Genomic DNA, 25923 nt, shown 5'->3' with positions numbered 1-25923 from the left:
GTTACACTCCTGTTGCTGTATCTATCTTCTCGGCCTGCCAAGACATTTTGGGCCACAGAAAAAAATCTAAATTATTGCCGCCATATTGAATTTCCGAATTATATCCGTGAAACTCAATTTCAAATTCGAGGATCTTCTTCAACACATGGTGTTCTTTTTTCGGGCTAACCACGTCTATATTAAGATGGTACTTTTTATTGGCAAAAATATTGGCAGGTAACACACACCGCGCGATATAGTCGCCAGGTTCAATTTCGTAAAATTGTTCAGCTGTTGAATTATCATCGGTATTCTGCGAACCATAAATACTTGTCCCCATCTCATCGGCTACGGCAACTAATATTCTTAAATCGTTAACTTTTTGAAAAACCCTGTATTTAACTTGTACAATAACCGGTTCTGTCGACTCAAATTTAGAAGCTGCCATTCCCTGTTCGTTTTCCATGCGAATCTCAAGGATCCGAAAATGTGGGTACTGTTTTTTGATCACACCCTCGATTCTCTTCTCAATTTCACGCTCTGAAACGATAGGTCCCTCCACGAGGTTGCGATCCAGATAACGTGCAACAACACTTTCCGGGTCTGCATCCATGGTCAAGCACCCCTGGTCAATCAGAATCGCCCTGGTACAAAGATTTTTAATAGCATTCATATTGTGACTGACAAACAACACTGTCCGCCCAGCACTTGACACGTCCTTCATTTTTCCAAGACATTTTCGCTGAAAAACAACATCACCAACAGCAAGGACCTCGTCAACCACAATGATTTCGGTCTCCAGATGAGCTGCCACTGCAAAAGCCAGACGAACATACATGCCACTGGAATATCTTTTTACAGGAGTGTCTATAAAGTGATTCAATTCGGCAAATTCAACAATTTCATCAAATTTCTGCTTAATTTCCTCTTTACTCATCCCCAGGATTGCACCATTGAGAAACACATTCTCACGACCCGTCAATTCAGGATGAAAGCCTGTACCTACTTCAAGTAGACTGGCTATTCTTCCTCTAGTCCTTATGCAACCTCTGGTTGGGCTGGTGACTTTTGACAGAATCTTGAGAAGTGTTGATTTCCCTGCCCCATTCCTCCCGATAATTCCAAGGATTTCCCCCTGATTGATTTCCAGGTTAATATCTCGCAACGCATTAACTTTACCAGCGTTAACCCCACAACTCTCAGCCTCATCTATTGTGATCAGGGAGTTGGGATCTTCTATACCCCGAAGTCGCGCCCACCAGGATTGGAAATCTTTTACTAGCGTTCCATGGTTAATAACTCCAAGACGGTATTCTTTCCAAAGGCTGTCAATTTGAATTGCTTTCATACTGTAATCAAATCAATACTGTTTTATTTTTCATTGTTTACTGGATTGAGTTAATCCAACCGCCTTTACCGGCACCTTAGACAGTATCCATAAAAGTCTTTTCAATTCTGTTAAACAGAGCTACGCCAATAAAAACCACCAGGATTGTTACAGTTACACTAGAGATAACATCAGAAAAACACAAAGCGCTTCTTCCAAGAAATGCAAGCCTGAATCCTTCAACCAAAGACACCATTGGATTAAGAACGTAATAGCTTCTCAGCCAATCCGGTATCTGGCTCAAAGGATAAACAATCGGAGTTGCATACATCCACAGCTGAATGATGAACGCCATGGCAAATCGTAGATCTTTGTATTTTGTGGTTAATGACGAAATCAGGATGCCAAAGCCAAAGCTCAACATCGCCATTTGGATCAACAACAATGGCAAAGTCCATATCCATGATGTTACAAAGACCGGAGCACCGTTAACCATAAAATAAAAATAGAAACCCAAAAACAGACAGAACTGGATTCCAAACTGTAAAAAATTGACAATGATAACAGCTAAAGGAACCGTTAACCTAGGAAAGTACACTTTGCCAAAAATAGCGGCATTTTGATTGAAGGTATTCGACGTCGCTGTAAGTGTTGTAGAAAAATACCCCCACATGACATTTCCTGCCAGGTAAAACAGGAAAGGAGGAATAGAGTCTGTTGGTATCTTTGCAACCTTGCCAAAAATCACCGTGAAAACCAGCGTGGTGAAAAGGGGTTGAATAATATACCACAAAGGCCCTAGCACTGTTTGCTTGTACAGTGCAACAAAATCTCTTTTTACAAATAGCCCTACAAGATCCCTGTACCGCCACAACTCACCCAAATCCAGACCGATCCACCCTGCCTGGGGTTTTATCACCATGTCCCAATCGGAATCATCACCGGTTACATTCTTGTCTGTCATCATTGCTTTCCACCTACAGCCCCTGCCAGAAATTTCACCATCGGGTTGCCCAATATTTTGTCGAGTTTACTTTGCAGAGCTTTGGCCCTGCTGACTCGTTGATGCAAAAAATCCGCGTCGCAACTACTGTTCCCACTATCATGAGATTCAATCAGGGAGAGTGTATCGTCCAGTTCCAGGCCAAACAACTGGACCTTTTGCTGGACAAAAGAAAGGAGCCCCTGTTGCAGAGCGGTACCAATATTTTCCGCACTTTTATAATAATTGCGACGGTCGCCGCTTTTCCACACTTTTTTTATCAGCCCAAGGCTGTCGAGCTGCCGGGCAGCTATGCTGACCGAAGCTTTACTTAGCCCGAGATCGCTCGCTATCTGATCAAGGGACTGCTCATGCTCCTGAAGATAAAGGTAAACAAGCACCTGACCAACGATGCGACCGGCCCCAAGATCCTGCGAGGTACGTCCGCCGATTTCAATCAACCTCATTCTTGCTTCACACAATTCAGTATCTGACCTCATAACTTTTTTAACGTTTAAAATTTTCTAAAAGATAAAGAATATATTCGTCATAACTATATTTGTCGAAAATATAAAGGGAAAAATCTGGCTTTGCTTAAATCAACGCCATTAGGAGCCTGACGTACTGCCCTTAATCATTTCTGCTGAGTCTGTACATTATCAGCTGACTATTTGAAAACACCTTATCAAATCTCTCATCAACACTGATTTCATTGACAAACTCCACCGGATATACTCCAAGGTTGGTAATCTGATCATCAACCGGAGCAACAAGATGTTTTTTAATGACCACCATGCTCACATCATAATCTTCAAGCAGTTGGATACGTTTATCGTTGTCAGCTCGCCAAAAATCGCGGAGATGATAGCCAAGATACCACTCGTGCTGAGCCGGAAAAAATCGATAATTGCCCTCTGGATACATAAAAATACGACCCTCTGGAGGGTGCTTCTTCATAAAATCGATACCCTCCTGGATTGCCGTCGAAAGTGCGCGCAACCGATGGGTTTTGGCAAGGACAAATCCACCTTGCAAAAAAGCAAGCGCTGCAATCACAGAAACAATCACCTTGGGCCTGGGCAAACAGACAACCTTTTCAACGATGGGCAGGAGTAAAAACGGCAGACCGGGAAGAAAGAATCTTGCGTCAGGAGATGTTTTAATAAACCATGCTGCCAGGAGCGTGTATGACCCTCCAACAAAGATCATCCATATATTTGACTCCTGGCATCTGAACCGTCCTTTGGCTTGGAATCTAGAGTACAACATGCCGCCTGCGCCCAATAAAACCAGAAGCCACAACACAACTCCACCATAGATCAAGTAGTTTTGCTTTATCCTCAAGTCTCCGGGATGGTTTGCTATGACCGGAGGTCGTGGTTTATTGTCCGGCTTCACCTTGGAAGGCCGCACGGCAAGATCGGTATGCGCCTGTGAAGGTGCTCTTTTCTCCGCTACCACAGACACATTTGAGATGAGAGCTCTATGCGCTTTTTTTACTAATCTCTCCAGTTGCTCTTGTGGGTAAAAACTCGAATTACCGTAGATTAGGACAGCACGACCGATTGACCAGGTACTGGATAGTACAATCAGGAGGGCACAGGCAACTGTAAGAATCCCTCTGAACCACCCTGTTTTTTTTATCGCCCAGCACGAGAGTAACATGAAGAAAGAGGGGTAAAACAGTACTGCGGTAACTTTAAGACCAATAGCCAATGCCAAAAAAAGTGCAGCCAGATACCATCGCCCCCTACGCAGGAAATAAAAGGCGGTGAGAATCTGGGCTGTCAGCGGTACATCCTGATAAAAGGCTACCGAAAAGATCAGGGAAAGTGGCAGTGACGCCAAGGCGAGGACATACAAGAGGGCTGATCGTGTGGCTACACCTTGCCGGTCACGGGCAATTAAATAGCCAATCGTGAGAAACTGAATCAGAAAAAATGCCTGGTAAAACTGGATCCAGGCAAAAGAGCCGCCGCTAAGGCGGTGGATGATGGCCCCAGCGTAGTGCCAAAAGAACGAATGAGGATACCGCCTCTTTTCTATCTCTCCAGTGGCGACTGGAATTTCTGCATAAAAATTCGGCTTTGACAGATCCTCTGCCTGGTGGGTGAGGATATAATAATGAGTAACCTCATCGCCAACCATTACCTGCGGTGCTGAAAGCCCTGTAGCGAGGACTGCAAGGACACTGAGAATGATAACAAGAGGGGCCCCTATTTTTGTCCCCCTGATTACGCGCCCTGCTGTTTTTTCCGAAAAAATCGTACTCTTGAGACTTTCTCCCAATAATTTTGCCTTAGCATTTGTTTTCATCTCCCTGATCGAAGAATAAACCAAACCTGAAAGCGTAAAAAAAAATAATGCGGAGACAACCATGTTTTGCTCAACCTCAAACAGTTTTTGGCAAAGGCTGGTTGTTAGCTGGTAAAACGTTAAGGCGATAGCGCAGAGCCCTAAAGAAATAAACTCAGAGAGTCGTAGCCTGCGATCCCAAAAGGCATTAATCAAGACGATACAAAAAAAAATACCGCTCAACGAAATGAGAACACCGGCCAGTCCTCCGAGCCACCGCTCAATAAAGCTCAAAATAAATTGCATATACTATACTGTCTGTCTCGGATCCACTGAACCCGGCATTCCAACTTCTTTGTTCTTTTGGATATCTGCAGCAACCATCATCCGAACAACATCCTCAAGCCCGTATTTTGCTTTCCACCCCAAGCTACGAAGCGCCTTGACCGGATTAGCGGAACCTTCCAAAATATCGGAAGGTCGCAGGAGTGAAGGATCCGTTTCCACGTGATCCTGCCAGTTAAGCTGAAGCGTTTCAAAGGCCAGGGCAATAAACTCTTCAAGCTTTCTTGAGGTGCCGGTTGCCACGACAAAATCGTCTGGTTCTTTAAGCTGAAGCATTCGCCACATTGCCTCGACATACTCCGCAGCCCATCCCCAGTCGCGAGCTATGGAAATATTACCCAGTTTAAGGGTTTCACCACTTCCTGCTGCTATTCTGCAGGCGGTAGAGACAATTTTCCGGGTAACAAAACGAGTCGGTCTCAAGGGTGATTCATGGTTAAAAAGGATCCCTGTACAGGCAAATATGCCATATGCATCACGATAATTGGCGACAATCCAATGGGCAGAGGCCTTTGCGACCGCATACGGGCTCTGTGGATGAAAGGCTGTCTCTTCCGTTGCGGCTACACCATGCGTGTCGCCAAAGACTTCACTTGAACCGGCATTATAAAATTTAATATCTCTTTTCGAAAAACGGATTGCCTCAAGCAGATTCAATACACCAATACTGATACTCTCCAGGGTCTCTACCGGCTGTTCAAATGAGAGACCAACGGAACTCTGGCCGGCGAGGTTATAAATCTCATCAGGTTGTATCTGCTGAATTGCCTGCAGCACGGATCTAAAATCATTTATCGCGAGGGATACCTTTTTAACCTTGTCATTTATCCCCAGGAATTTCAGGTTAGCAAAAGAAGACATCTGGGCATCTCTTGAAGCTCCAAACACTTCGTATCCTTTACTCAACAAGAGTTGGGCAAGATATGCTCCATCCTGCCCGGATACACCACAGATTAACGCTCTCATGATCTTACTTCCCCGATATTATGATGCATCAGTTGAACAAAGTCTCCCCTGAAACACCTCAAACATCCTTTGTACAGATTTTTCCCAGCTGAAAGTCGCAGCCCAACTCTTCGCATCTTCAATCACTCTCTTTCTTTCCTGCGGGGACAACGAAGCGACCAGTACAATTTGCTCGGCAAGGCTCTTACGACTGATAGTTTCGACTTGAAATGCCTTATTTCCTGCCACCTCTTTCAGCGACGCTTCCTGGGTGGTAACAACAGGCACCCCTGCCATCATTGCCTCTACGACTGGCAAGCCAAACCCTTCATAGGCCGACGGCAAGACGAACATATCTGCCGACTGGTAAAGCAGCTGCAGGGTGCGATACGGCAACCCGTCCATAAATCGTATAACTCTGGAAGGATCTTTACATGATGATACAGCCTTAACGACAAGTTCTTCACCCCTTCTGGCCCTGCCGACTATTACTAAGTTATGGGGTAGGCTATCCATAACATCACTAAAGGCATCTATGAGAAGATCTACTTTTTTATGGGGATAGGTATGGGCCACACAAAGAATATAGGGTGTGTCCAAATCTATCAACGGAGTGAGAGTGATACATTTTTCCTCGTCCGAATAGTCTTCAGCAAAGGTCTCGTCGACACCGAGTAAGACGGTATGCACCTTTTCCGGTGCGGCAAATCTATATCGAATTATCTCCTGACGTGAAAATTCAGAAATAGCCAGGACCAGATCACACCTGCGACATGCCCCGCGGACCAGCAGATCAAGGGTGCACCGCTCCAGCCAGCTCATATCTTCAGGATAGCTTTTGTATTGCAGGTCGCAGATCGTTACGGCCTGGGGATAAAAAGAGAGGAAGGGTGCCGTGTACCCCGGTGACCACAACAGGTCCAACTGATATTTTTTTGCCACAAAGGGAAGCTTAAGCTGCTCCAAGAGTATCCGGAGCGGTCGGTTTGAGGCATTGAAATTCAGATTTACAAAATGCACGGCTGCAAAGTCAATACAGATCTGCCTAAAGAGTTCATCGTTTTCCCTGTTGGTGAAGAGGATGAACTCGACCTCAGGAAAGGTCTTTAAGGCCGCAACTAATGTCTCTCGCAAATAGGTCTCGGTCCCACCAACATCTCCAGGGACCATAAACAGGGTATTTATACCAAGACGCATTGAGTTATCCCTTTGCTACCGTTCTGCTTCGCTTCATTTGCATAGCACTATACACGCCAACAATCCCCCAACGGACACAGGCATGGATAATAGACTGCAGAGAACCTCTCCCGGCATCTTCAACCGCAGCATCAAATTCTTCTTTGAACTGGAGTGCAAAGTGCTGCCCGCTGATTGACTGCTCGTGCCACCTGAATGCGGCAAGGGGATCACCTTGGATAGAAACCCCCTTTCCTTGACGCCAAAGCCGGAGAATAAACTCATAGTCCCATGCAGCCACCATATCCATACGAAGAGCTCCGATACGCTCAAGGGCTGATTTCCTGAAAAACATAGCTGGTTGAGAGATATAATTGATGCATTGATAGGTAAATCGTGACGAGAAAGGAAAGAAAAACTCCTTAAAGGCGGTAATCCCCTGACGGATCTCCTCTCCATGTCCATTGATCATTCGACACCGTCCAAAACAAAATCCGATAGATTGATGTTCTGAAAATACAGCCAAGACCCGATGTAATGCACAGGAGGTGTAAAGATCATCGGCATTCAGCCAGGATATAATATCACCCTGCGCCAACTGCAGGCCTTTATTGATAGCATGGGCAGGACCGTCATCCTCTTCAACAATCAGTTGATCGATCTGTCCGGCGTACTGCTCAAGAATCCGGCTGGTCTTATCTCGGCTGTTGCCGTCGACAACGATCAACTCAAGGTCAATCCCTTCCTGACGTTGCACCAATATACTCTTCAAGCTCTCTTCCAGATAGCGCGCGGAGTTGAAACTTGGAACGATAACGCTGAATTTCATGGAGATAGAACCAATCCTTTCCTGTTGGACCGCAGTCTTGCCAGATCCCAAAAAATGAAGGGGAGAAGAAAATATCCCCCCAGAAAAACAAAATAGTAATATCGCCAGTTTAATATATTTATAAAAAAAAGCAGACAAAACACCTGCGTCAACACGAAACTACTGAAAATCGCTGTCCTTGGCGTGATCCTGAAGGTAACAATGGACCCAAGATAGATACCAAGCATGACCACAGGGTTCCAGCTTAAATAGACCCAAGGCAGCTGATAGGAGTGCCAGTAAAGATCCATGGCCGCATTGCGCAGGGAAATCAGGGGCGCTGCAGGTGGAGCAAGGTAGGGATAGATATCGTTCCAGCCCGCATGCTGCAAAAAGCTATAGGCAACCCTGTCCCGAAGAAAATAGTGCCACAGATCCCACTTACTCACGGTCTGGTTAATATCAAGAATGCCCCAGTAGTGGTGCCAGGTACGCATGATCGCTGACCCCAGTGGTTCCTGAAAGAAAGAGACCATAAAACGGCTCCCCTGGCGTAGCAGGTAACCGGCATCACCAATCTTCAAGGCATAGGAGATGGTCGTAATCGTTACGGCGACGACCAGGATCCCGCCCAGGGCCAAAGTAAGAAAGGTACGGACAGGCACCAAACGCAGTACCAAAAAATAGACAGGAACAACAACGAGATAAGCCGCGCCGTTGTGCCGGACGAGGGCAAGGGCAAGATAGAGGAGAAAGTAGGCCATCCCGCTCTCCAAGGTGAAGCGCAGGGTTCCCAGGCAGCGCTTCTGGTAGAATAGGGCTAGGGTAAAGCCCCAAAAGACAATCAGCAGGGCAAAGGGGATATCTTTCCACAGGGTGAGATTATACAGTGCCACCGGCAGGGAACCAAGCAAAAAAACAAAGCAGGGGATAAGCCAGCCAAGCCCCACCCCCTCTTTGTGGAGGGTATAAAAAACCGAGGAGCTTAAGAGCGAAAGAAGCACGATATGACAGACCGGAACCACCGCCACATTGTTCCAAATCTGTGCCAAAAACATGTATAACAGCACATTGAGCAAGGGATGATCATTCAAAAAAACTTCCGGTAGACTGGCGGCTCTCCACACCTTTAAGGAATCCACCGACATCACTCCTGGCCAGAAAATAAACAGCCAGGAAGTATAGATCACCCCAGAGGCAAGGCAACAGGACCAAAAAAAACGACGTTTACCCCGGAACAGCTCCCGGCAGCCACCGACAGCTTTTACCTTAGCCGCCACCGCTGCGATCATCCAGCTAAGCAAGAGAGAAAAAAGAACCTGAAGCAAAAACTGATGCTTTGCAAAATAAACCCTAAACCTGTCGGTTGGCCGGGAGTAGATAAGGGGCACCCCTGAGGATAGATTCGCTTCATCCGCAAGAAGGGGGTATTCTGAGGCCTCAGTCCTAAGCAAAACACCTTCAACCACAACCGATTGGTGTTCGTCCAGGTTACTGACCTTTAAGGCCTCAAGCCCATAGCGCGGCAAGGGCGCAATCACCCTAAACTGATTCTCTCCATCAACCAGCCAATATTTGAGCTGGATACTTTTTGCCTCGATGTTGGCGACATAGAGATCAAATTCATGCACCTTATTATCGACTTGCACCTCAACCCGTCCTGAATGATTGTTGGTTTGCAGTTCGATAAAGACATGCTCCGAGGCCATGGCTTCCAATGCAAAAATACCCGCTGGATGAGTGAGGTACAGCCCAGGACCACTATCGGGATGATCGGCAAACAGTGGGTGTTTTTCTAATTCAAGATCCTTGTCATCGATGGTTACCCGGGAGCACACCACCTGAGAGCTCAACGATGCCGAATTTTTCCTCTCGGTAGAGCGTATTTCTATGGCATGTCGCCCGTCCTCCCTGACAGATCGCGTATCAAGGGAAAAAACGAGCCGTTCATATTTATTATATCCCGCCCCCCCGTCCCAGGCCACCTCAAGCTGTCCCTTTCCCGAAGGGACCCGTCCCTGAATGACCAATTCGGTCGGTAGATACCAGCCATTACTGAAGACAAAAAAGGCAAGTATAGATAGGGGAAGCAACAACCAGCTAAGCCGACGCATGGCCATGATCTTACAATTTCCCTTTGGTTATGCCCAGATTATCACCTATCATTAGAGTTTCGACCTGGGTCGCCAGGACCTCAGGGGGGACCTCCAGAGTCACGTAACTCTGTTTACGCCCCCGCAGTGGTTCCCAGAAATTGGTCCCATCGGCCATAACCCGATTTCCCCCCTCACTGACAAAAGAAAAAAAATCCTGCCCAAACAATTTCTTTCTGACTTCCGCATCAAGCCCCAGAAGTACCGTAACCTGGTCCCAACTGGGCCGATTACTTTTTCTGTTATACAACTGATAGGCTCTTGCCAGGGGCGCCTCTGGGTTCGCCTGCCGAAGCCCGCTGCCGGTAAGCACGGATCTGCCGATCTCAAAACCGCAGAAGACCAAGGGAGTAGGCCAATGCTCAATCACCAACTGGGTGGCTGGGGTATCCTGGTAAAAATTCCATTCTCTTCCCCGAGGGTATTGGCCACCCATGCAAACCAAGCGTTGTACCTTGCTCTTAACCAAGGCAATACCATGCAATGGACTGTGACGATCAGGCTGAGATAACAGCAAATTTCTTAAATTCGTGAGATAGCCAACACTAATCAAGGTGACACTCTCATCGGGTTGCGCGGCGAGTGTTTTTCGATACAATTCTACCGCGCCAGGCGTGGCAGCATCCACCGGCACCCCCTGACCAAACTCTGTGGCAATGGCTTGGGTATATTTTGAGACATGCCTCACCGCCCTCCTCTCCACCATACCTACAGGAATTTCTGCTCTGCCATACCAAGTGTTGAGGGCCTCCAGACAGGGAGCACTCCATGGGTCTCCGGAGGAAACCATCATGGCCAAAATCTTAACCTCTCCCCGACTGGCCAATCCATGAAGAACGGCTACGGCCCCGACATCATCGACATCTGAAGATATATCGGTGTCAAGAATAACTGTGGGTATATCAGCTGCCGCCCAGAGTGACACCCAGGAAGTTAACCCCAAAAAAAAGGAGAAGAGTACTATTCGCAGCCACCGTATCATATCGACACCCTTAACCGAGTTTCCCTGTCCGGATTTTCTGGCTCACTCGGCACAATAAATGGCGGAGACGAGTAAAAGCAAAACCGTTACCACTCCCCTCCTGTTCCCTGTAGGCATGATTGACAAAAGTCTGTACGCTCATCTCCTTGAGAGAAATCACCACCACAAGTTCGTCACCTAGCTCGCCCCTGTTGATTGGAGGAAGAATCAACTGCGGGTCATCCCCATACGAAAAAAAGGCTGCATTGGACGCACTGGATAATCGTCGCAAGGTACCGCCGACAGATAGTTGGCTGAATGCCTCTGGAGTATCAATCGATAACAAAGCTTCATCTGTTCGGCTAGCTTTCACAACAATCGATGTCATTTCAATCACCCCTATCCTGACCGAGGGGTCTAGGCGCAGCCTAAAAGGAAAGCCGGTGAGAGGAATCTGAAGAGAGACTTCTACCTGACCGCCACTTTTATAATGAGCCCAACTAAACTTACTTCCATCAAGCCCCTCCTGCTCTGCCCAGTAATAGAGTTGCACGAAATTATCGACGACCAGTTTCCCCTCTGCCTCTTCCCGTCGTTGAAACAGTTCGACTTCTTTATCCCTGAGCTTTGCCGTATTTGCCTGGTTACACTCGGTGGTCCATCGCTGCAAATACGCTCGACTGACAGAGGGCATGCGGAGTATCTCGTTCACTGCCCCGTTAAAAAGGTGTGCCGCCGCCTGCCAATCCGGCCATGAAGCTGCAGTTTTTTCAGCCCCCCTCTTTAATCGCTGCAATTCTGAAGGGTTTTTCTTGAGCGACACAAGATAGTCAACCACCCTTTGCTCATCATCTCGGGCTGCGACATAACTGTTTTCATCATGGACAATATATTCATCATGGCCGGTCACATCATAGACGATGGCAGTGCCTCCGCAGTGAAACATCTCAAGCGGAGGGCCGAACATTCCTTCAATATAACTCAGCTTGACAAGCAGATCACAGGAACGATAGATAGCCGGAGTCTCATGGATCGGGACTCGTGAAAAGACCCTGTCCACCCCCTCAACCTCAGCTACTTCCGAGGAGGTCAGCAGCCAGACCTCATCTACCTCTGCCTTCCGACATAACTCTATAGATTTGGGCACATTTTTATAATGCACATCAACCGGTCCTTCGACAAGTACTCGAAGTTTACCGGGTTTTCGCTGGGCAACAAGATCACCCGAGTCTAGGTACACATCCTTTCTGATACCGTTAGGAACGAGAAAGGCTTGATGATTATATCGGTCAAACAGATAATCTTTAATCCAACGAGCTTCGGTAATAATTGGAATATTAATCGAATAGGTCATCTCGCAATACCCTGACCAGACATCAAGATTGTATTTATCATGATGGGCTGGATCGGTGTTTTCAAAAAAACGAGATTCAATGGACTGGACAAAGTAGGCATAGTGGGATGCTGAAAGCTCCGCCAACATAAAGGGGCTCTGCCACCAGGTGGCCAAGACAAGATCAAACTGTTTTGATCGTGCCTCATCGAATGTCAGCCACTCAAGTGTCTTTGCACCTGGATGCCAGGCATACCGGTCCGGGGTGACGGCCTCCTGGGTAACAATGGTCACCTCATGCCCCAAGGCATGCAATCGTGAACCATGCTCATATATCACATAGGTACCACCATTGATGTCGGGCGACCCCAACAGAAAACAGATGCGATGCGTCTTAGCCTCCATCACCTACCAAACTCCCTTTTGTAACGCCTGCGGCCGTCAAGATGTCGGTAAAAGCCTATGCCCATTCGATTGAGGATAATCGGCGGCCAGATCCCACTCTCAAGCAGTGCACCATCCCTTGTCACATCGCGCAGGTTCCTGAGCCGTTGTTTTATAGAGAGCCCCTGCCCTGCCTTAAAATCCGTATATTCAAAAACACCAAAATTTTCGAGGTGGTACAGTCGTTCAAAGAAATCCACCTCCCCCTGGGTCGGTTTAAAGACCATCCTTGCATGTTGCCTGGCAAACCACTCAGCTCCTGGTGTTTTATAGCCGGATTGACGATAGGCAGCGGTAAAGGCAATGCATGCCTTATGCAGCTCCTCCTGGACAGGGCGCATCACCGCGTTGAACAACTCACGTTCTTCCGGAAAATCAAGGGTTGTTACCAACAAGGCCTCTTCACCATCCGGCAATCGAGTGTGAACACAGCGCTGATGATCGGCTGCAAGTTGTCCATATTCAGACGCCCTGAAATAGCCGTCTGCGCTGCCATGGGAAGCTCCCAGCACCATCTCATAGAGAGAACGATTATTGTTATACACCTGAAAGAAGGGCGTAGGAGCAGGTGCGTCATCAAAGAGCAACCCCTTCTTTTGGTTCTTCTCCAGCTTCTCGGTAGCTATGAGTGAGCCTGCAAAATACCCCTGCAGCTCAACCTCACCGCCGAGAATATGATAGACATTATCCTGGATACTGCCCTTCCAGCCGACGTCGACAATCGTGAGCCCTTGATCCTGATAGTTGACACCGAATGAATCAAGATAAGCGATGAAATTCCGCTGCTGTTGTTGACGTCTGCTCTCATACAGTTCCTGAAAACTCTCAGCCTGGATCAGGGCGGTAAACTGCGGACTGTTCCCAAGGTCCGCAACCCGCTGTTCATAATCAAGCTCCAGGTCGGCACAGAGAGCCTGTGCAGTTGATTCTTCAAGGTTCAGGCTCAACAAAAAATCACGCAGTGCTATATCCCGGTAATGATGAAAGAGCCGGGCAAAATCTTCCTGCTCAAGGGGCCTGAGCGAGGCAAGAAAGGTGGCCTTTCTCGATACCAGGATGTAATGGCTTCGTATAATCGGGCGGCCGAACACATCCCCTTGGAACTGATCGAAGAGTCGCTTGAGGAACTCACCTTCCTTGGAAAAGAAAAAGACATCCTCGGTGCCCCGGCGGATCAACTCTCCAAAAAGTTGGCCAATAAAAAACCAAAGGCTGGAGGCCATCTCCCTGAAGGGACAATCAATCTGTCCCATGACCCTGTCAAATTTTTCGGTTATTTCAGCTATCCCCGGCACCTGTTCTCTTTGCCGAAGGGTGTAGAACTCCCGCTGTTGCGGATTATGCAGGTGAACGGCGTTGATCCCGCGCTCCCTGGCCATGGCAACATCGGCATGCGGGTTATCACCGATCATAACCATCTGCTCGGGCCTGCAGTTGAGGTCCGTGGCAATCTTTTCATACAAGCGCCCCGAGCCTTTGGCCAGCTTATGGTCTGCGGAGATATAGACATGATCAAGCAGCGGAGTCAGTTCAAAGGCATCGAGTAATTGAGAAAAATGTGAAGAGGGGAGATAAAAATCGGAAATCAGAACGGTCTTCTGCCCTTTGCTTTTCAGAGACTGGAGGACCGCCACCACTTCTGTGCATCTGGATTGTACCGACAATTCGACCGTCAGTTCCAGGTCGAGGAGCAGTTGGGTGAATCGTTGGCTCTCCCATTGTTGCAGTGCAGCTGCATCCCGGAGCCTAAGCCGCTCCAGATAATGGGGTCCAAATTCCGGCAAATAAAATTCCAGCTCTCCTCCCCCAGCCGCATTTGTTGCACATAACTCTTTTTCCAAGTCACGGCGCACCTCATACAAGGTATCCGCTGGAACCGCAAAATCGAGGAATTGACTCAACAGGTTGGCGGCAAGCTGTTTCGTCTGCTCTGGGTAGACGCTGCGGACCACCAGGGTATCGAAGTAATCAAAACAATATATCGGCTCGTGAAGGGATACGGCCTTATCGTTCAAGTACTCGACGACTTCTTCCGGGGTATGCTCTCCTATTACCCAACGTTCCATCGTTCACTCCACCGTTCTCATCGGCGACACTTCCAGGTGGTCCAATTTATTATTAAACATTCCATGAACAGCCACCCCCGGCGTCACCGCGGCAAGGGAGACGATATTATGTGCCCAGCACTGTATCCTGTGGGTTAGGGGGTGGGTCCCTTCACCCACTCCAAGGGTCAGGGTATATGAGTCTGGATAAACCTCCGGCCAGACAAAGGAATATTCGACAATGCTATAACCGCGGTCCAATGTTTGCCCCTCTTCCTGCAGACAGAGGCTGTTTTCACCAAAGACGGCATTGCCGATCCGGTCTTTCACGGTGTAGCCGAAGATCAGGTCTTTCTTATCTTCAATCGCCTCCACCAATAAGCGGACAACAACACGGTCACCCTGTTGCACGGTTTTAGCCGGCAACTGACCTTTCATGACCGCCACCCGAACTATTTTCACCTCACCAGCCCCGCCTCTATCATCTTCACTCACGGCTAACCAGCTTTCAAAATCATCACAGAGACTGGCGGCAAGATCAGCCACCCGAGGCGACAGGGGACGCTGTTGCGTAAGACGCCTGTTGCCGCTGGCCTGCTCATTATGGATAAGTTTGGTGTACTTGGCAACGCCCTCCACCGGGTTACCCGTATAAACGACCCTTCCTTCATCCAATACCACGACCCGGTTGCACAGATTGGTAATCGAATGCATATCGTGGCTCACCAGGAGGATAGAGCACGATTGCATGACCTTCTTCATATGATCTACGCATTTCTGCTGAAAGAAGATATCTCCGACAGCCAGGGCTTCATCAATGATAAGAATTTCAGGATCGACACTTATGGCCGTGGCAAAGGCCAGGCGGACATACATGCCGCTGGAGTAGGTTTTAACAGGCCTGTCGATAAAATCTCCGATATCGGCAAAGTCTTCAATCTGTGGAAACCTTCTCTCCGTCTCCAGCCTGCTCATGCCGAGTATGGCCGTGTTCAGGTACACATTCTCCCTACCGGTAAACTCGGGATTAAAACCAGAGCCCAGTTCAAGCAGGGCAGATATGCGACCACGGACATCGACCGTCCCCTCTGTCGGCTGCAAGTTGCCGCAAATCAACTGCAGGAGGGTAGATTTACCGGAACCGTTACGCCCGATTATCCCTACAGACTCCCCCTGCCCGACTTCAAAACCAACGTTTTTCAGCGCCGCAAAGGAAGTATGGTACTTCTTCTTAAAAGGACTTAGCGCCTCAAGAACCCTATGAATAGGTCTTCGATAGAGATAGTATTTCTTTGAAACATCGCGTACGGCGATTGCGTAATTTGACATGGAGAATTAAAGGACATCGGAAAATTGAGGCTTAAGCCGTTTAAAAACCATGGCTCCAAGCAGAAGATTGGCCAGGGCAACACCCCAAAAGTAAAGGGTGTATTGAGGGTAGTTCCAAAATGCGGCACCGGTGATAAATGAATCCCTATACCCCTGGATGATATAAAAGACAGGATTAAGTTTTAAATATCCCTGAACCTTAGCCGGCATCATGGAGATGTCCCAAAAGATGGGCGTCACCCAAAATCCAACCTGGAGAACCACCCCAACCAAGTGACTGATATCACGAACAAAGACATTGAGAGCCGACGTCACCCAGGCCGTACCCAGGGCCAATACAACTAAACAGATCCCGTAGTACATGACCTGCAGGAAGGAAAAGAGAAAAGGCTGCTGCTGGGAGATTATCAACACAAATAACACCCCCAAAAAAACAAGGTGGCTCACCAGGGCGGACAGAACTTTTACAATGGGGAGAATATGGGGGTGAAAGATGGTCTTCTTCACCAGATGGGCATGGCCGACCACCAAGCCGGTGGAGCCGCTGATGATATCGGCAAAGAAGTACCAGGGTGCCAGGCCGGCGGTCAGCCAGACCACGAAAGGAACATCGTTCATGGGCCGGGCCTTAAAGCCGATGCTGAACACAAACCAGAACACCGTGATCATCACCACCGGTTGGATAATGGTCCAGAGAAAGCCCAGGGAAGAACCGACATACTGGGTCTTGACCTCGCGGGAGGCCATGGAGAAGATCAGTCGCCGTTGATGCCAGAGCAGAGCAAGAAAGCTGTGGATAGTACGGATCATATCTGGGCTGAAGCTACATCCTTATCTGTGCTGAATTATTCAAAAACCAGGCATAGGTCATGGCGATCCCATCTTGGAGGGCTATGCGGGGTGCAAAGCCGAGTTCCTTGAGCCTGGAGACATCCAGAAGCTTGCGCGGGGTGCCATCGGGCATCTCGGTATTGAAGTATAACTCTCCTCCATACCCCACCACAGCGGCAACCGTGGCAGCCAGCTCACCAATGGTCACATCTTCGCCCGTGCCGACATTAACAATGGCTTCATCGCTGTAGCGATCCATCAGCAAGAGGGCAGCTGCTGCCAGGTCATCGACGTGGAGAAACTCCCGCCTGGGCGTACCCGTACCCCAGATCTCCACCCTCTCCAGATCTTCGCGCTTGGCATCATGGAATTTTCTGATCAATGCCGGCAGGACATGGGAATTTTCCAGGTCAAAGTTATCGCCCGGGCCATAGAGGTTGGTCGGCATCAGGCTGATGGCATCAAATCCGTACTGCCTGCGGTAGGCCTGGCACATCTTGATCCCGGCAATCTTGGCGATGGCATACCACTCATTGGTGGGCTCCAAGGGCCCGGTCAAGAGATACTCCTCCTTGATGGGCTGGGGGGAGAGCTTGGGATAGATGCAGGATGAGCCGAGAAAGAGGAGTTTTTTCACCCCTGCCTTATGGGCGGCATCGATGACATTGGTCTGGATCTGGAGGTTATCCCGAATAAAGTCTGCAGGATAAGAATCGTTGGCATGGATGCCGCCGACCCGGGCTGCCGCTAAAAACACATACCCGGGCTGTTCCTCCTGAAAAAACTCAAGCACTGCCTGCTGACTGGTCAGATCCAGTTCCGCATGGGTCCTGGTCAGGATATTGGTACAGCCTGCCGCCTCAAGGGCCCTGCAGATTGCAGAACCGACCAGTCCACGGTGACCGGCAAGGTAAATCCGGGCATCTTTATCCATAGCAAAATTGTCCCCGCAGGAATTTCCTGATTATTCGTAATAATTAAAAGCCCTAAAGCCCTTCTGACTGACGATCTGATCCCGTTCGGCCAGTTTCAGATCTTCAACCACCATCTCCCTGACCAGATCCTGGAAGGGGATCAAGGGTTCCCAGCCAAGCTCTGACTTGGCCTTGGTCGGATCACCGAGCAGGGTCTCCACCTCGGTGGGCCTGAAATAGCGGGGATCAACGGCGACCAGGGTCTTACCGGTGCGCTCATCGATCCCGACCTCCTCCAGCCCCTGGCCCTGCCAGCGAATCACCATCCCCAACTCTGCGGCGGCAATCTCGACAAACTCGCGCACCGAATGCTGCACCCCGGTGGCGATCACATAGTCGTCGGGCTGTTCCTGCTGGAGCATCAGCCACTGCATCCGGACATAATCCCTGGCATGCCCCCAGTCACGCTTGGCACTGAGGTTCCCCAGGTACATCTTTTCCTGGAGTCCCAGCTTTATCCTGGCCAGGGCCCGGGTGATCTTGCGGGTGACAAAGGTCTCGCCCCGAATGGGAGATTCATGGTTGAAGAGGATCCCGTTACAGCAGTAGATATTATAGGCCTCACGGTAGTTGACCGTGATCCAGTAGGAGTAGAGCTTGGCCACGGCATAGGGTGAGCGGGGGTAGAAGGGGGTCTTTTCCGTCTGGGGCACCTCCTGCACCTGGCCGTAGAGTTCCGAGGTAGAGGCCTGGTAAAACCGGGTCTTATCCTCAAGCTGGAGAATCCGGATAGCCTCCAGGATCCGCAGGGTCCCCAGTCCATCGGCGTTGGCGGTGTACTCCGGGGTTTCAAAGGAGACCGCAACATGACTCTGGGCAGCGAGATTATAGATCTCATCGGGCTGCACTTCCTGGATGATCCGAATCAGGTTGGTCGAATCGGTCAGATCACCATAGTGGAGCCGAAAACGGATATCCTCTTCATGGAGATCCTGGTAGAGATGATCGATACGATCGGTGTTAAACGAGGAGGCCCGTCGCTTGACCCCATGGACCATATAGCCTTTTTCCAAGAGCAGTTCCGCCAGATAGGCGCCGTCCTGACCGGTAATACCGGTAATTAATGCCGTTTTCATTGCTACCCAATGAGAAATTTTCAGATTATAGAAACAAGTGATAAATAGAGACGTGGCTACGGATACATGAAATACAGGCGTACTGCAAGGGATTTTCCCTGAGGTAAGACTGAAGGAGCTTGGCCGGCCCTGGTTACCGTTTCAGCTGCCAGGAGCCGTCGACCAGCAGCTCGTGGGGACGGAAATGTTTCTTGTAATCCATCCCGCCAAGATCCTTGATCCAGTAGCCCAAGTATAAGAGATCGATCTGCTGATTCCTACAAAAATTTAACAGGTAGAGGATGTTCATGGTGCCGGGGCTGCGCCAGCTCTGCTCCGGATCAAAGTAAAAGTAGACCGCATTGAGCCAGCCAGGCGCACCATCCACCACCGCCACCCCGATCAGCTGCTCCCCGACCCGGTAGCGGATCTCGAAACAGCGGGTGATACTGGTGATAAAAAAACCGGTATAGTAGCCCTCGGCATGGTTGTTACTCTCCGGGAAACGGGTGGTCAGGAAGGATTCCAGCAGGTTGAGGTTTTCCCGGGACATGGTCAGGGGGGCGACCCCGGCCACCACATCCCGGTTCTTCTTCAGGACCCTCCGCTGGTTGCGGTTGGCCGTAAACTGCTCCGGCCGGATCCGGATGGGCACACAGAGGGAACAGCCGGGACAGCGCATGTTGTACATGGCGTTGCCGTTGCGGCGGTAGCCCTGGGCCAGGAAGCTCCCCATGGTCCGGTCATCCAGCCGGCCGCACATCCCCTGGTGATAGATCGCCTGCTGATCCATCCCATAGGGACAGCGGGAGGTCACATCGACGAAGTACTGTTCAATGGCTGCCTCCAGGGCCTGGTTTTCCGGCAGCTGTTGTCGCTGATCGCGCTCATGGTTTTTCAACAAAACGTACCTTGAAACAAAAGATATCCTGAATCGACCACCTAGACCAGCCCCTGATCGAGCATGGCATTGACCACGTTGACAAAGCCGGCAATGTTGGCACCCGCCACATAGTTGCCCTCCATCCCATACTCTGCCGAGGCATCGACACAGGTCTTATGGATACACTTCATGATCTGCTGGAGCCGTTCATCCACCTCTGCCCTGGGCCAGTTCAGGCGCATGGAGTTCTGGGCCATCTCCAGGCCTGAGACCGCCACCCCTCCGGCATTGGCCGCCTTGCCGGGCCCGTAGAGGATCTTCTGCTCCACAAAGACCTCGACCGCGCTGGGGGCCGAGGGCATGTTGGCGCCCTCACAGACCAGAAACACCCCGTTCTCCACCATGGTCTGGGCGTCCCTGGCATTGATCTCATTCTGGGTGGCGCTGGGAAAGGCACAATCCGCCCGGTGGGTCCAGAGGGGATTGTACTCCAGGTCCGGATCTGCCTCCACATAGACCGCAGCCGGATAGCGCTGACAGTACTCCCGGATCCGACCCCGGCGGATATTTTTAATCTCTTTGACATGATTCAGCTTCTCGTGGTCAATCCCCTCTTCATCGAAGATGTAGCCCGAAGAGTCGGAAAGGGTCAGGACCCTGCCTCCCATCTCCAGGATCTTCTCGGTGGTGAACTGGGCCACATTGCCGGAGCCGGAGACCAGGCAGTTCTTGCCCTCCAACCGATCACCTCGGGTGGCCAGCATCTCGGCGGCAAAGTAGACCACCCCATAGCCGGTGGCCTCGGGCCGGATCAGACTGCCGCCCCAGGCCAGGCTCTTGCCGGTGAGCACCCCGGTAAACTCGTTGCGCAGTTTTTTATACATCCCAAAGAGATAACCGATCTCCCGGCCGCCCACCCCGATATCGCCGGCCGGGACATCGGTGTTGGGCCCGATATGGCGAAACAGTTCCGCCATAAAGGCCTGACAGAAGCGCATCACCTCTGCATCGGAACGTCCCTTGGGATCAAAATCAGAGCCGCCCTTGCCCCCGCCCATATGGAGGGTGGTCAAAGAATTCTTGAAGACCTGCTCAAAGGCGAGAAACTTGATGATGGAGAGGCTGACCGAGGGGTGAAAACGCAGCCCCCCCTTGTAGGGGCCGATGGCCGAGTTCATCTCCACCCGAAATCCACGGTTGACATGGACCTGCCCCTGGTCATCCATCCAGGGTACCCGGAACATCAGGACCCGCTCCGGCTCCACCACCCGTTCCAGTACCGCCTGCTTCCTGAACTCGGGATTTCGTTCCAAGACCGGTCGAACGGTCTCCAAGACCTCGTGGACAGCCTGGTGAAACTCTTTCTGCTCCGGGTCCCGCTGTACAATCCTGCTGACAATCTGTTCCATGCGCTGCTCCGTTTTCTCCGTATATAAAGGACTAGCTCTCCAGGAAACCAATGGCCTCCGAACAGGTCCCGTCGACTTTCAAGGTAAAGGGGGTCTGAAAGCGGACGTGGCGGATATAGCGCCCTTCACTGATCCGCTCCTGCTGCTCCAGCACCTCCCAGTTGATCCACTCCTCAGGCGGGGTGTCTCCCGCCCCGGACTCCCGGCTGCTGCCGCCTGCCTGGTTCAGGATCATCAGGTAGGGAATATCCAGCGAGGTGATATTCTGAAAAAAATGGGACCCCTGGGAGGGCTCGGCGTTGAGGCTTGGGTCCTGAAGTTCAACCATGGCGGTCACCCCGGAGATATCGTTCCACTGCACCGGGATGCCCAACCAGGGATCAGCCGTTCCCCAGCGGCCCTGACCGATCAGGAGGTAGGGTCGCTCTTGCCTATGGAGCCGGCCATTGATCCGGCCGATCTCCTGGGCAATATCCCTGGTTGCGGCATGATCAAAGCAGTCCGGCTTCACATAGAGCACGTCGCTGATCGATTGATAGACCCCGTGTCCCAGGGCCCGGGTGGAGCGGACAAAGGCCTCATCGCGTTCATCGGGATGGATATTGGTCTCCTTCTCCTCTTTGCCCGTGGCAATGGGCCTGATCTGGAGGAAATAGAGCTCACTCTTCTCCTGCTGCTCGTGCAGATGGAGGGCAAACTCCAACTCCACCTCACAGCCCATGCCGTCCCTGCCGATGACCAACAGCTCGGCGAGCAGCTGGGGCAGGGGATAGACATCGTATTTCAAGATAGGGGCAAAGGTCAAGACCTTATAGCCCGGCAGATCGGCATCCCTGATCCGATCCTCCTGAGTGTTGTAGGTGGAACAGAGAAAGCGGACCGGGTACTCGCAGGCCGCCTCACTGATCTCCCGGCTGACCAGGTTGCTGTTGTCCTGACTCAGGCGGCTGTTTTCCCGGCAGTCCAGGGCATAGAAGCGACGCTGACTGTTCTTGAGGATATCCTCCACCGTGGAAAACTGGGGCAGGTATTCGGGATAGCGGGGTGAAAAACGGAGGCTGGACTCCCCCTCAACCACGGTCTTGCCAAAGCCCAGGGCGACATGGGCGATCCCCTCTTCGGCCTCCATCTTGCCCAGCGGATAGTAGTTGTAGGACTGGACCACCCCGCTAACGGCGGGATAAAAATAATCGCCCTGACGCTGCCCCACCAGCTGCTGGATGATCACCCCCATGGAATCTTCCTGGGTCTGGCCGGTGGAACGGGAAAAGGCCCGGGGGGCCTCGAACCAGGTAGAGGCATAGACCAGCTTGACCGCTTTGAACAGCTGGGACAGCCGGACCTCAAAGGAGGGATGGGTGTTGGCCAGCATAAAGGTGTTGTAGAGCCCGGCATAGGGACGAAACTGGGCATCCTCCAGCATACTGGAGGAGCGCACCGATACCGGATAGCTGATCTTGGCCAGATAGGCCCGCAGATCCTGCTCCAGCCAACCCGGCAGCCTGGCCCGGAGGAAACGGCTGACCACGGAGGCATCGGACTCGCCCTGCCGCTGCTTCAACTCGTTGAGGCTGATAAAGTCATCAAAACCCACCTCCGAGACCACGCAGGTCTGGGGGATCTTGACCTGATAGTGCGCCAGGAGCGGATTGTTCTTGGCCACCTGGTGGAGCACCGAGGCCATGAAGGCGATCCCCCTGGCCTTGCCGCCCATGGAGCCGCCGCCGATACGGATAAAGTCGGTAATCAGGGGGTCAAAGCGGTCCCGGTTGAACTGGGTCACCACCCCCTGCTGTCTGAGTTTCCGCAAAGCATGCACCTTGGAAAGGATATCTTCCCGCAGCTGGTCATCGTCGTCAATCTGCGAGAAGTGATGTTTGTGGAGTCGGGCCGCCAGGGCCACCTCGGCCCGGGCCATGACCCAGTTGAAGAAATGGTTGTGTTCGGCATGGTAACGGATCGAGGCCGTGGGGATCAGCTGCAGCTCTTGTTCAAACTCATAGAGGCTGGAGACCCTGCCCACCTGGGTCTGATCAGGCAGGCGGAAGACAAAGTCGCCAAAGCCCAGGTAGCGGAGAAAGAAGTCATGGATCTGTTCTTCGATATCTGCTGAATTTTTGTCGACAAAGGTGACCGGGATCTCCTCGGCCTTGTCCCGGTTGTCCGGGTCGGTACTGAGCATCAACAGGGGCAGATCCTTCTTATCCTGACGGATCGTGTCCAGCAGCTGCACCCCGGCATCATCACACAACTGACCGCCCCGGGGAAAACGGACATCCGACATCACCGCAAAGATATAAGGCTTGTAGCGTTGAAAAAGCTCCATCGCCTCCTCGTAGGTGGCTGCGGTCAAAATCTTGGGCCGGGCCCGCATCTTGAGGAGACGGTGCTGCTCGTTGAGCCCCTCACCGAGTACCGACTGGGTCTGCTTGACCAGTTCCCCATAGAGCAAGGGCAAGAGCCGGGAACGATAGACCGCCGAATCCTCCACCAGCAGGATCACCCGGACCATGGCCTTCCTGGTGTCAAAATCCACATTCTGCTGATCCTCCACATTCTTGACAATGGCCAGGAGAATGTCGGAATCGCAGCACCAGACATAGCTGTTATCGATACAGGTGAAGAGATCCACGGCCGGATCGATGATCAGATCCCGGTTGGTGTGCGACATCAGCACCACCGGGGTCAGCGGGTTCTGCCTCTTGACCTCGGAGCTGAAGCTGCAGCCATCCATCCCCCCTAAGTGGGGCATGGTGACCACCAGGTCAAACTCCCGCTCCGCCAACATGGCCAGGGCCTCCTCGCCGGTGGCCACCCGGGTAATCCGCGGCGGCTGACTGAGGTTGAGGCCGAAATATTCGTTGATCACCCGAGAGGCCAGACTGCCGTCCTCTTCCATGATATAGGCATCGTAGGGGCTGGAAACCAGCAGAATCTCACGGACCTTATAGCGCATCAGCTCGTGAAAGATCTTGAAATGGGGATCGTGACCAAAGATCCGCGAATAGGGTTGGATACCTGTCATGGAGCACCTGGGAGAGGGAGAATCAGCATGCTGGGGCCATGGCTCTATTCTACCCCATTCCCCTGGCTGTGCACAATTTTTTCTTCCCCTCCCTTCCCCGGGGCCAAGAGGATCCGCCCTCCCCTTCCAGCCGGATCCTGACTTCAGGGTGGATCCGGCCTGCCCCACATTTTTCTTTACTTTTCCACGACCCTGCAGGATACTGACTGCAACAGGAAGCGCACTATTTCAATCACTTTCCACCCAAGGAGGTAGCGAGCCACAGTTTATCCCCTGACTCATTCCAGCTGCCATCATCCGGGTCAAGGCCAAGCAGCGCTGAGGAAACATCCCGAATCACTGCCTGCCGGCACCACCTGGAGAGCAACACTACCCAAGTACAGGAGGGACCATGCATCCAGCCCTTGTCCGCAAGAAGAACCTGCTCATCGCCCTGCTTATTCTCTTCGCCTGCTCCATCGCTCAGGCCAGAGAGGCGAAAACCCTTGCTGAACTGGTCGCCATGTTTGACGATAAGCAGTGCGCCGAGTGCCATGGGGAGATCTACAGCCAGTGGCAGGGATCCTGGCATGCCAAGGCGGTCAACTCCTCCCTCAAGGGGATGCGCAACTTCATTGCCGTGGGGTTGGCCAAGGAGTGGCAGACCCCGCTGACCAAGGCCCAGCTCCTCAAGTGCCTCGACTGCCACGCCCCGGCGGTGAACTTTGCCTCGGAAGAACTGGCTGTGGAGATCGGTGAGCTGATCGTCACCGCCTTTGAAGAGAAGGGCTCTGCTCAGGGAGTCCGGGCGGCCGAGACCCTGGCCAAACTCAATGTGGGCTGCTACTCCTGCCACAACATCAAGGCCAACGGGGTGGCGCCGGGCTTGCGGGGTGCGCCTGCGGAAAAGGTCATCTACGGCCCCAACGGTGACGACGGTGACGACTTTCACCAATCTGTGGCCAGCAGCGACCTGCAGACCTCGGCCTTCTGCATGCAGTGCCACGGGGTCTACCATGCCCCGGACGGTGAAACCATCCAGTGCAACACCCTCTCCGGCAGCTATCGCCATGGCTACCTGGCCGCAGGCGGCTCCAAGTCCTGTCAGGACTGTCACCTCAACAAGGGGCACCTCTTCCCCGGCGGCCATGACCTGGAGACCGTCAAAGAGGGGCTGGGCCTCAGGCTGGAGGTCGCCCCATACCAGCACCTCCCGGGTCAAATCACCGGGGTGAAGAACCCTGCCGACTGGGTGCCCAGCGCCGTGATCACCGCCTTTGTGGACAACAGGGCCGGTCATCGCATCCCGGACGGCTGACTGTGGTCCGGAAAAGTGGTCCTGGAAGTGACCGCAAAAGATTCTGACGGCAAGGAACTGTTTAAAAGCGAAAAAAAGTGGTTTGAAATCGGGGTGGATCCGGACAGGGACATGCGCTACGGCGCCTGGCAGATCAAGGGAATCATCGACCTGACCCTGCCGCCGCTGACGACCCAGCGCGAGCAGTACCTGGTCCACTTTGATACCGATATCGATGAGGTGACAGTTGAGGCCAAGCTCTGGTACTACCTCAGCGGCGGCAGGGGCGAACTGGTCTACGAAGAGGAGCGGACCCTGGATTTCTGAGCCTGGCCCCTGCTGCAACCC

The 25923-nt window shown here is 51.6% G+C and carries 19 protein-coding genes; 1 reads left to right on the top strand and 18 read right to left on the bottom strand.

What is annotated here, in order from left to right:
* Position 1: 1 nt before the first annotated feature.
* The 18 genes from G494_RS26745 to G494_RS23080 all read right to left on the bottom strand — a co-directional run bounded on the left by G494_RS26745 (position 2) and on the right by G494_RS23080 (position 24299).
* Complete coding sequence (locus G494_RS26745) at positions 2–1327, bottom strand: ABC transporter ATP-binding protein (RefSeq protein WP_028584659.1); 1326 nt, start codon at positions 1325–1327, stop codon at positions 2–4.
* A gap of 76 nt (positions 1328–1403) precedes the next feature.
* Entirely contained in the window at positions 1404–2273 is an 870-nt protein-coding gene (locus tag G494_RS0111485; protein WP_153305851.1) for an ABC transporter permease, read from the bottom strand.
* Entirely contained in the window at positions 2270–2749 is a 480-nt protein-coding gene (locus G494_RS0111480; RefSeq protein WP_153305850.1) for a GbsR/MarR family transcriptional regulator, read from the bottom strand. The genes G494_RS0111485 and G494_RS0111480 overlap by 4 nt, the downstream gene beginning before the upstream one ends.
* 169 nt (positions 2750–2918) lie before the next feature.
* A complete protein-coding gene (locus G494_RS0111475; RefSeq protein ID WP_028584656.1) occupies positions 2919–4889 on the bottom strand; it encodes a glycosyltransferase 87 family protein in 1971 nt (656 codons plus the stop codon).
* A gap of 3 nt (positions 4890–4892) precedes the next feature.
* Positions 4893–5897 (bottom strand): GDP-mannose 4,6-dehydratase, encoded by a 1005-nt coding sequence (locus G494_RS23100; RefSeq protein WP_084456710.1) that lies wholly within the window; start codon positions 5895–5897, stop codon positions 4893–4895.
* 15 nt (positions 5898–5912) lie between these two features.
* Entirely contained in the window at positions 5913–7070 is a 1158-nt protein-coding gene (locus G494_RS0111465; protein WP_028584655.1) for a glycosyltransferase family 4 protein, read from the bottom strand.
* Positions 7071–7074: 4 nt separating this feature from the next.
* Complete coding sequence (locus G494_RS23095; protein WP_051305623.1) at positions 7075–7878, bottom strand: glycosyltransferase family 2 protein; 804 nt, start codon at positions 7876–7878, stop codon at positions 7075–7077.
* Positions 7875–9977 carry a hypothetical protein gene (locus G494_RS0111455; protein WP_028584654.1) on the bottom strand — a complete coding sequence of 701 codons (2103 nt, stop codon included), beginning with the start codon at positions 9975–9977 and terminating at the stop codon, positions 7875–7877. The genes G494_RS23095 and G494_RS0111455 overlap by 4 nt, the downstream gene beginning before the upstream one ends.
* A 4-nt stretch (positions 9978–9981) precedes the next feature.
* Positions 9982–10992: a nucleoside hydrolase gene (locus G494_RS23090; protein WP_051305622.1), complete on the bottom strand. Its 1011-nt coding sequence runs from the start codon at positions 10990–10992 to the stop codon at positions 9982–9984.
* A gap of 10 nt (positions 10993–11002) precedes the next feature.
* Positions 11003–12709 (bottom strand): glycosyltransferase family 4 protein, encoded by a 1707-nt coding sequence (locus G494_RS25465; RefSeq protein WP_051305621.1) that lies wholly within the window; start codon positions 12707–12709, stop codon positions 11003–11005.
* Positions 12709–14814, bottom strand: a complete 2106-nt coding sequence (locus tag G494_RS0111440; RefSeq protein ID WP_028584653.1) for an HAD family hydrolase — start codon at positions 14812–14814, stop codon at positions 12709–12711. The genes G494_RS25465 and G494_RS0111440 overlap by 1 nt, the downstream gene beginning before the upstream one ends.
* A gap of 3 nt (positions 14815–14817) precedes the next feature.
* Positions 14818–16122, bottom strand: coding sequence for an ABC transporter ATP-binding protein (locus tag G494_RS0111435; protein ID WP_028584652.1), 1305 nt, complete (start codon positions 16120–16122; stop codon positions 14818–14820).
* Between the two features lie 6 nt (positions 16123–16128).
* A complete protein-coding gene (locus G494_RS0111430; protein WP_028584651.1) occupies positions 16129–16932 on the bottom strand; it encodes an ABC transporter permease in 804 nt (267 codons plus the stop codon).
* Positions 16933–16945: 13 nt separating this feature from the next.
* Positions 16946–17887 (bottom strand): GDP-L-fucose synthase, encoded by a 942-nt coding sequence (gene fcl / locus G494_RS0111425; protein ID WP_028584650.1) that lies wholly within the window; start codon positions 17885–17887, stop codon positions 16946–16948.
* 30 nt (positions 17888–17917) lie between these two features.
* Complete coding sequence (gene gmd, locus G494_RS0111420) at positions 17918–19003, bottom strand: GDP-mannose 4,6-dehydratase (RefSeq protein ID WP_028584649.1); 1086 nt, start codon at positions 19001–19003, stop codon at positions 17918–17920.
* Positions 19004–19136: 133 nt separating this feature from the next.
* On the bottom strand, positions 19137–19883 hold the full coding sequence (locus G494_RS0111415) for an arginyltransferase (protein WP_035246276.1): 747 nt from the start codon (positions 19881–19883) through the stop codon (positions 19137–19139).
* Positions 19884–19924: 41 nt separating this feature from the next.
* Positions 19925–21274, bottom strand: a complete 1350-nt coding sequence (gdhA, locus tag G494_RS0111410; protein ID WP_028584647.1) for an NADP-specific glutamate dehydrogenase — start codon at positions 21272–21274, stop codon at positions 19925–19927.
* A gap of 31 nt (positions 21275–21305) precedes the next feature.
* Positions 21306–24299, bottom strand: a complete 2994-nt coding sequence (locus tag G494_RS23080) for a PEP/pyruvate-binding domain-containing protein (protein WP_051305620.1) — start codon at positions 24297–24299, stop codon at positions 21306–21308.
* Between the two features lie 391 nt (positions 24300–24690).
* Between G494_RS23080 and extKL the strand changes: the two genes are divergently transcribed.
* Positions 24691–25902: a multiheme c-type cytochrome (seleno)protein ExtKL gene (extKL, locus tag G494_RS25460; protein ID WP_269746577.1), complete on the top strand. Its 1212-nt coding sequence runs from the start codon at positions 24691–24693 to the stop codon at positions 25900–25902.
* The last annotated feature ends 21 nt before the right edge of the window (positions 25903–25923 follow it).

Source organism: Desulfogranum mediterraneum DSM 13871 (assembly GCF_000429965.1).
Taxonomy (GTDB): Bacteria; Desulfobacterota; Desulfobulbia; order Desulfobulbales; family Desulfobulbaceae; genus Desulfogranum; species Desulfogranum mediterraneum.
The sequence above is the reverse complement of the archived record's forward strand: the minus strand, read 5'-3'. Positions and strand labels throughout refer to the sequence as shown.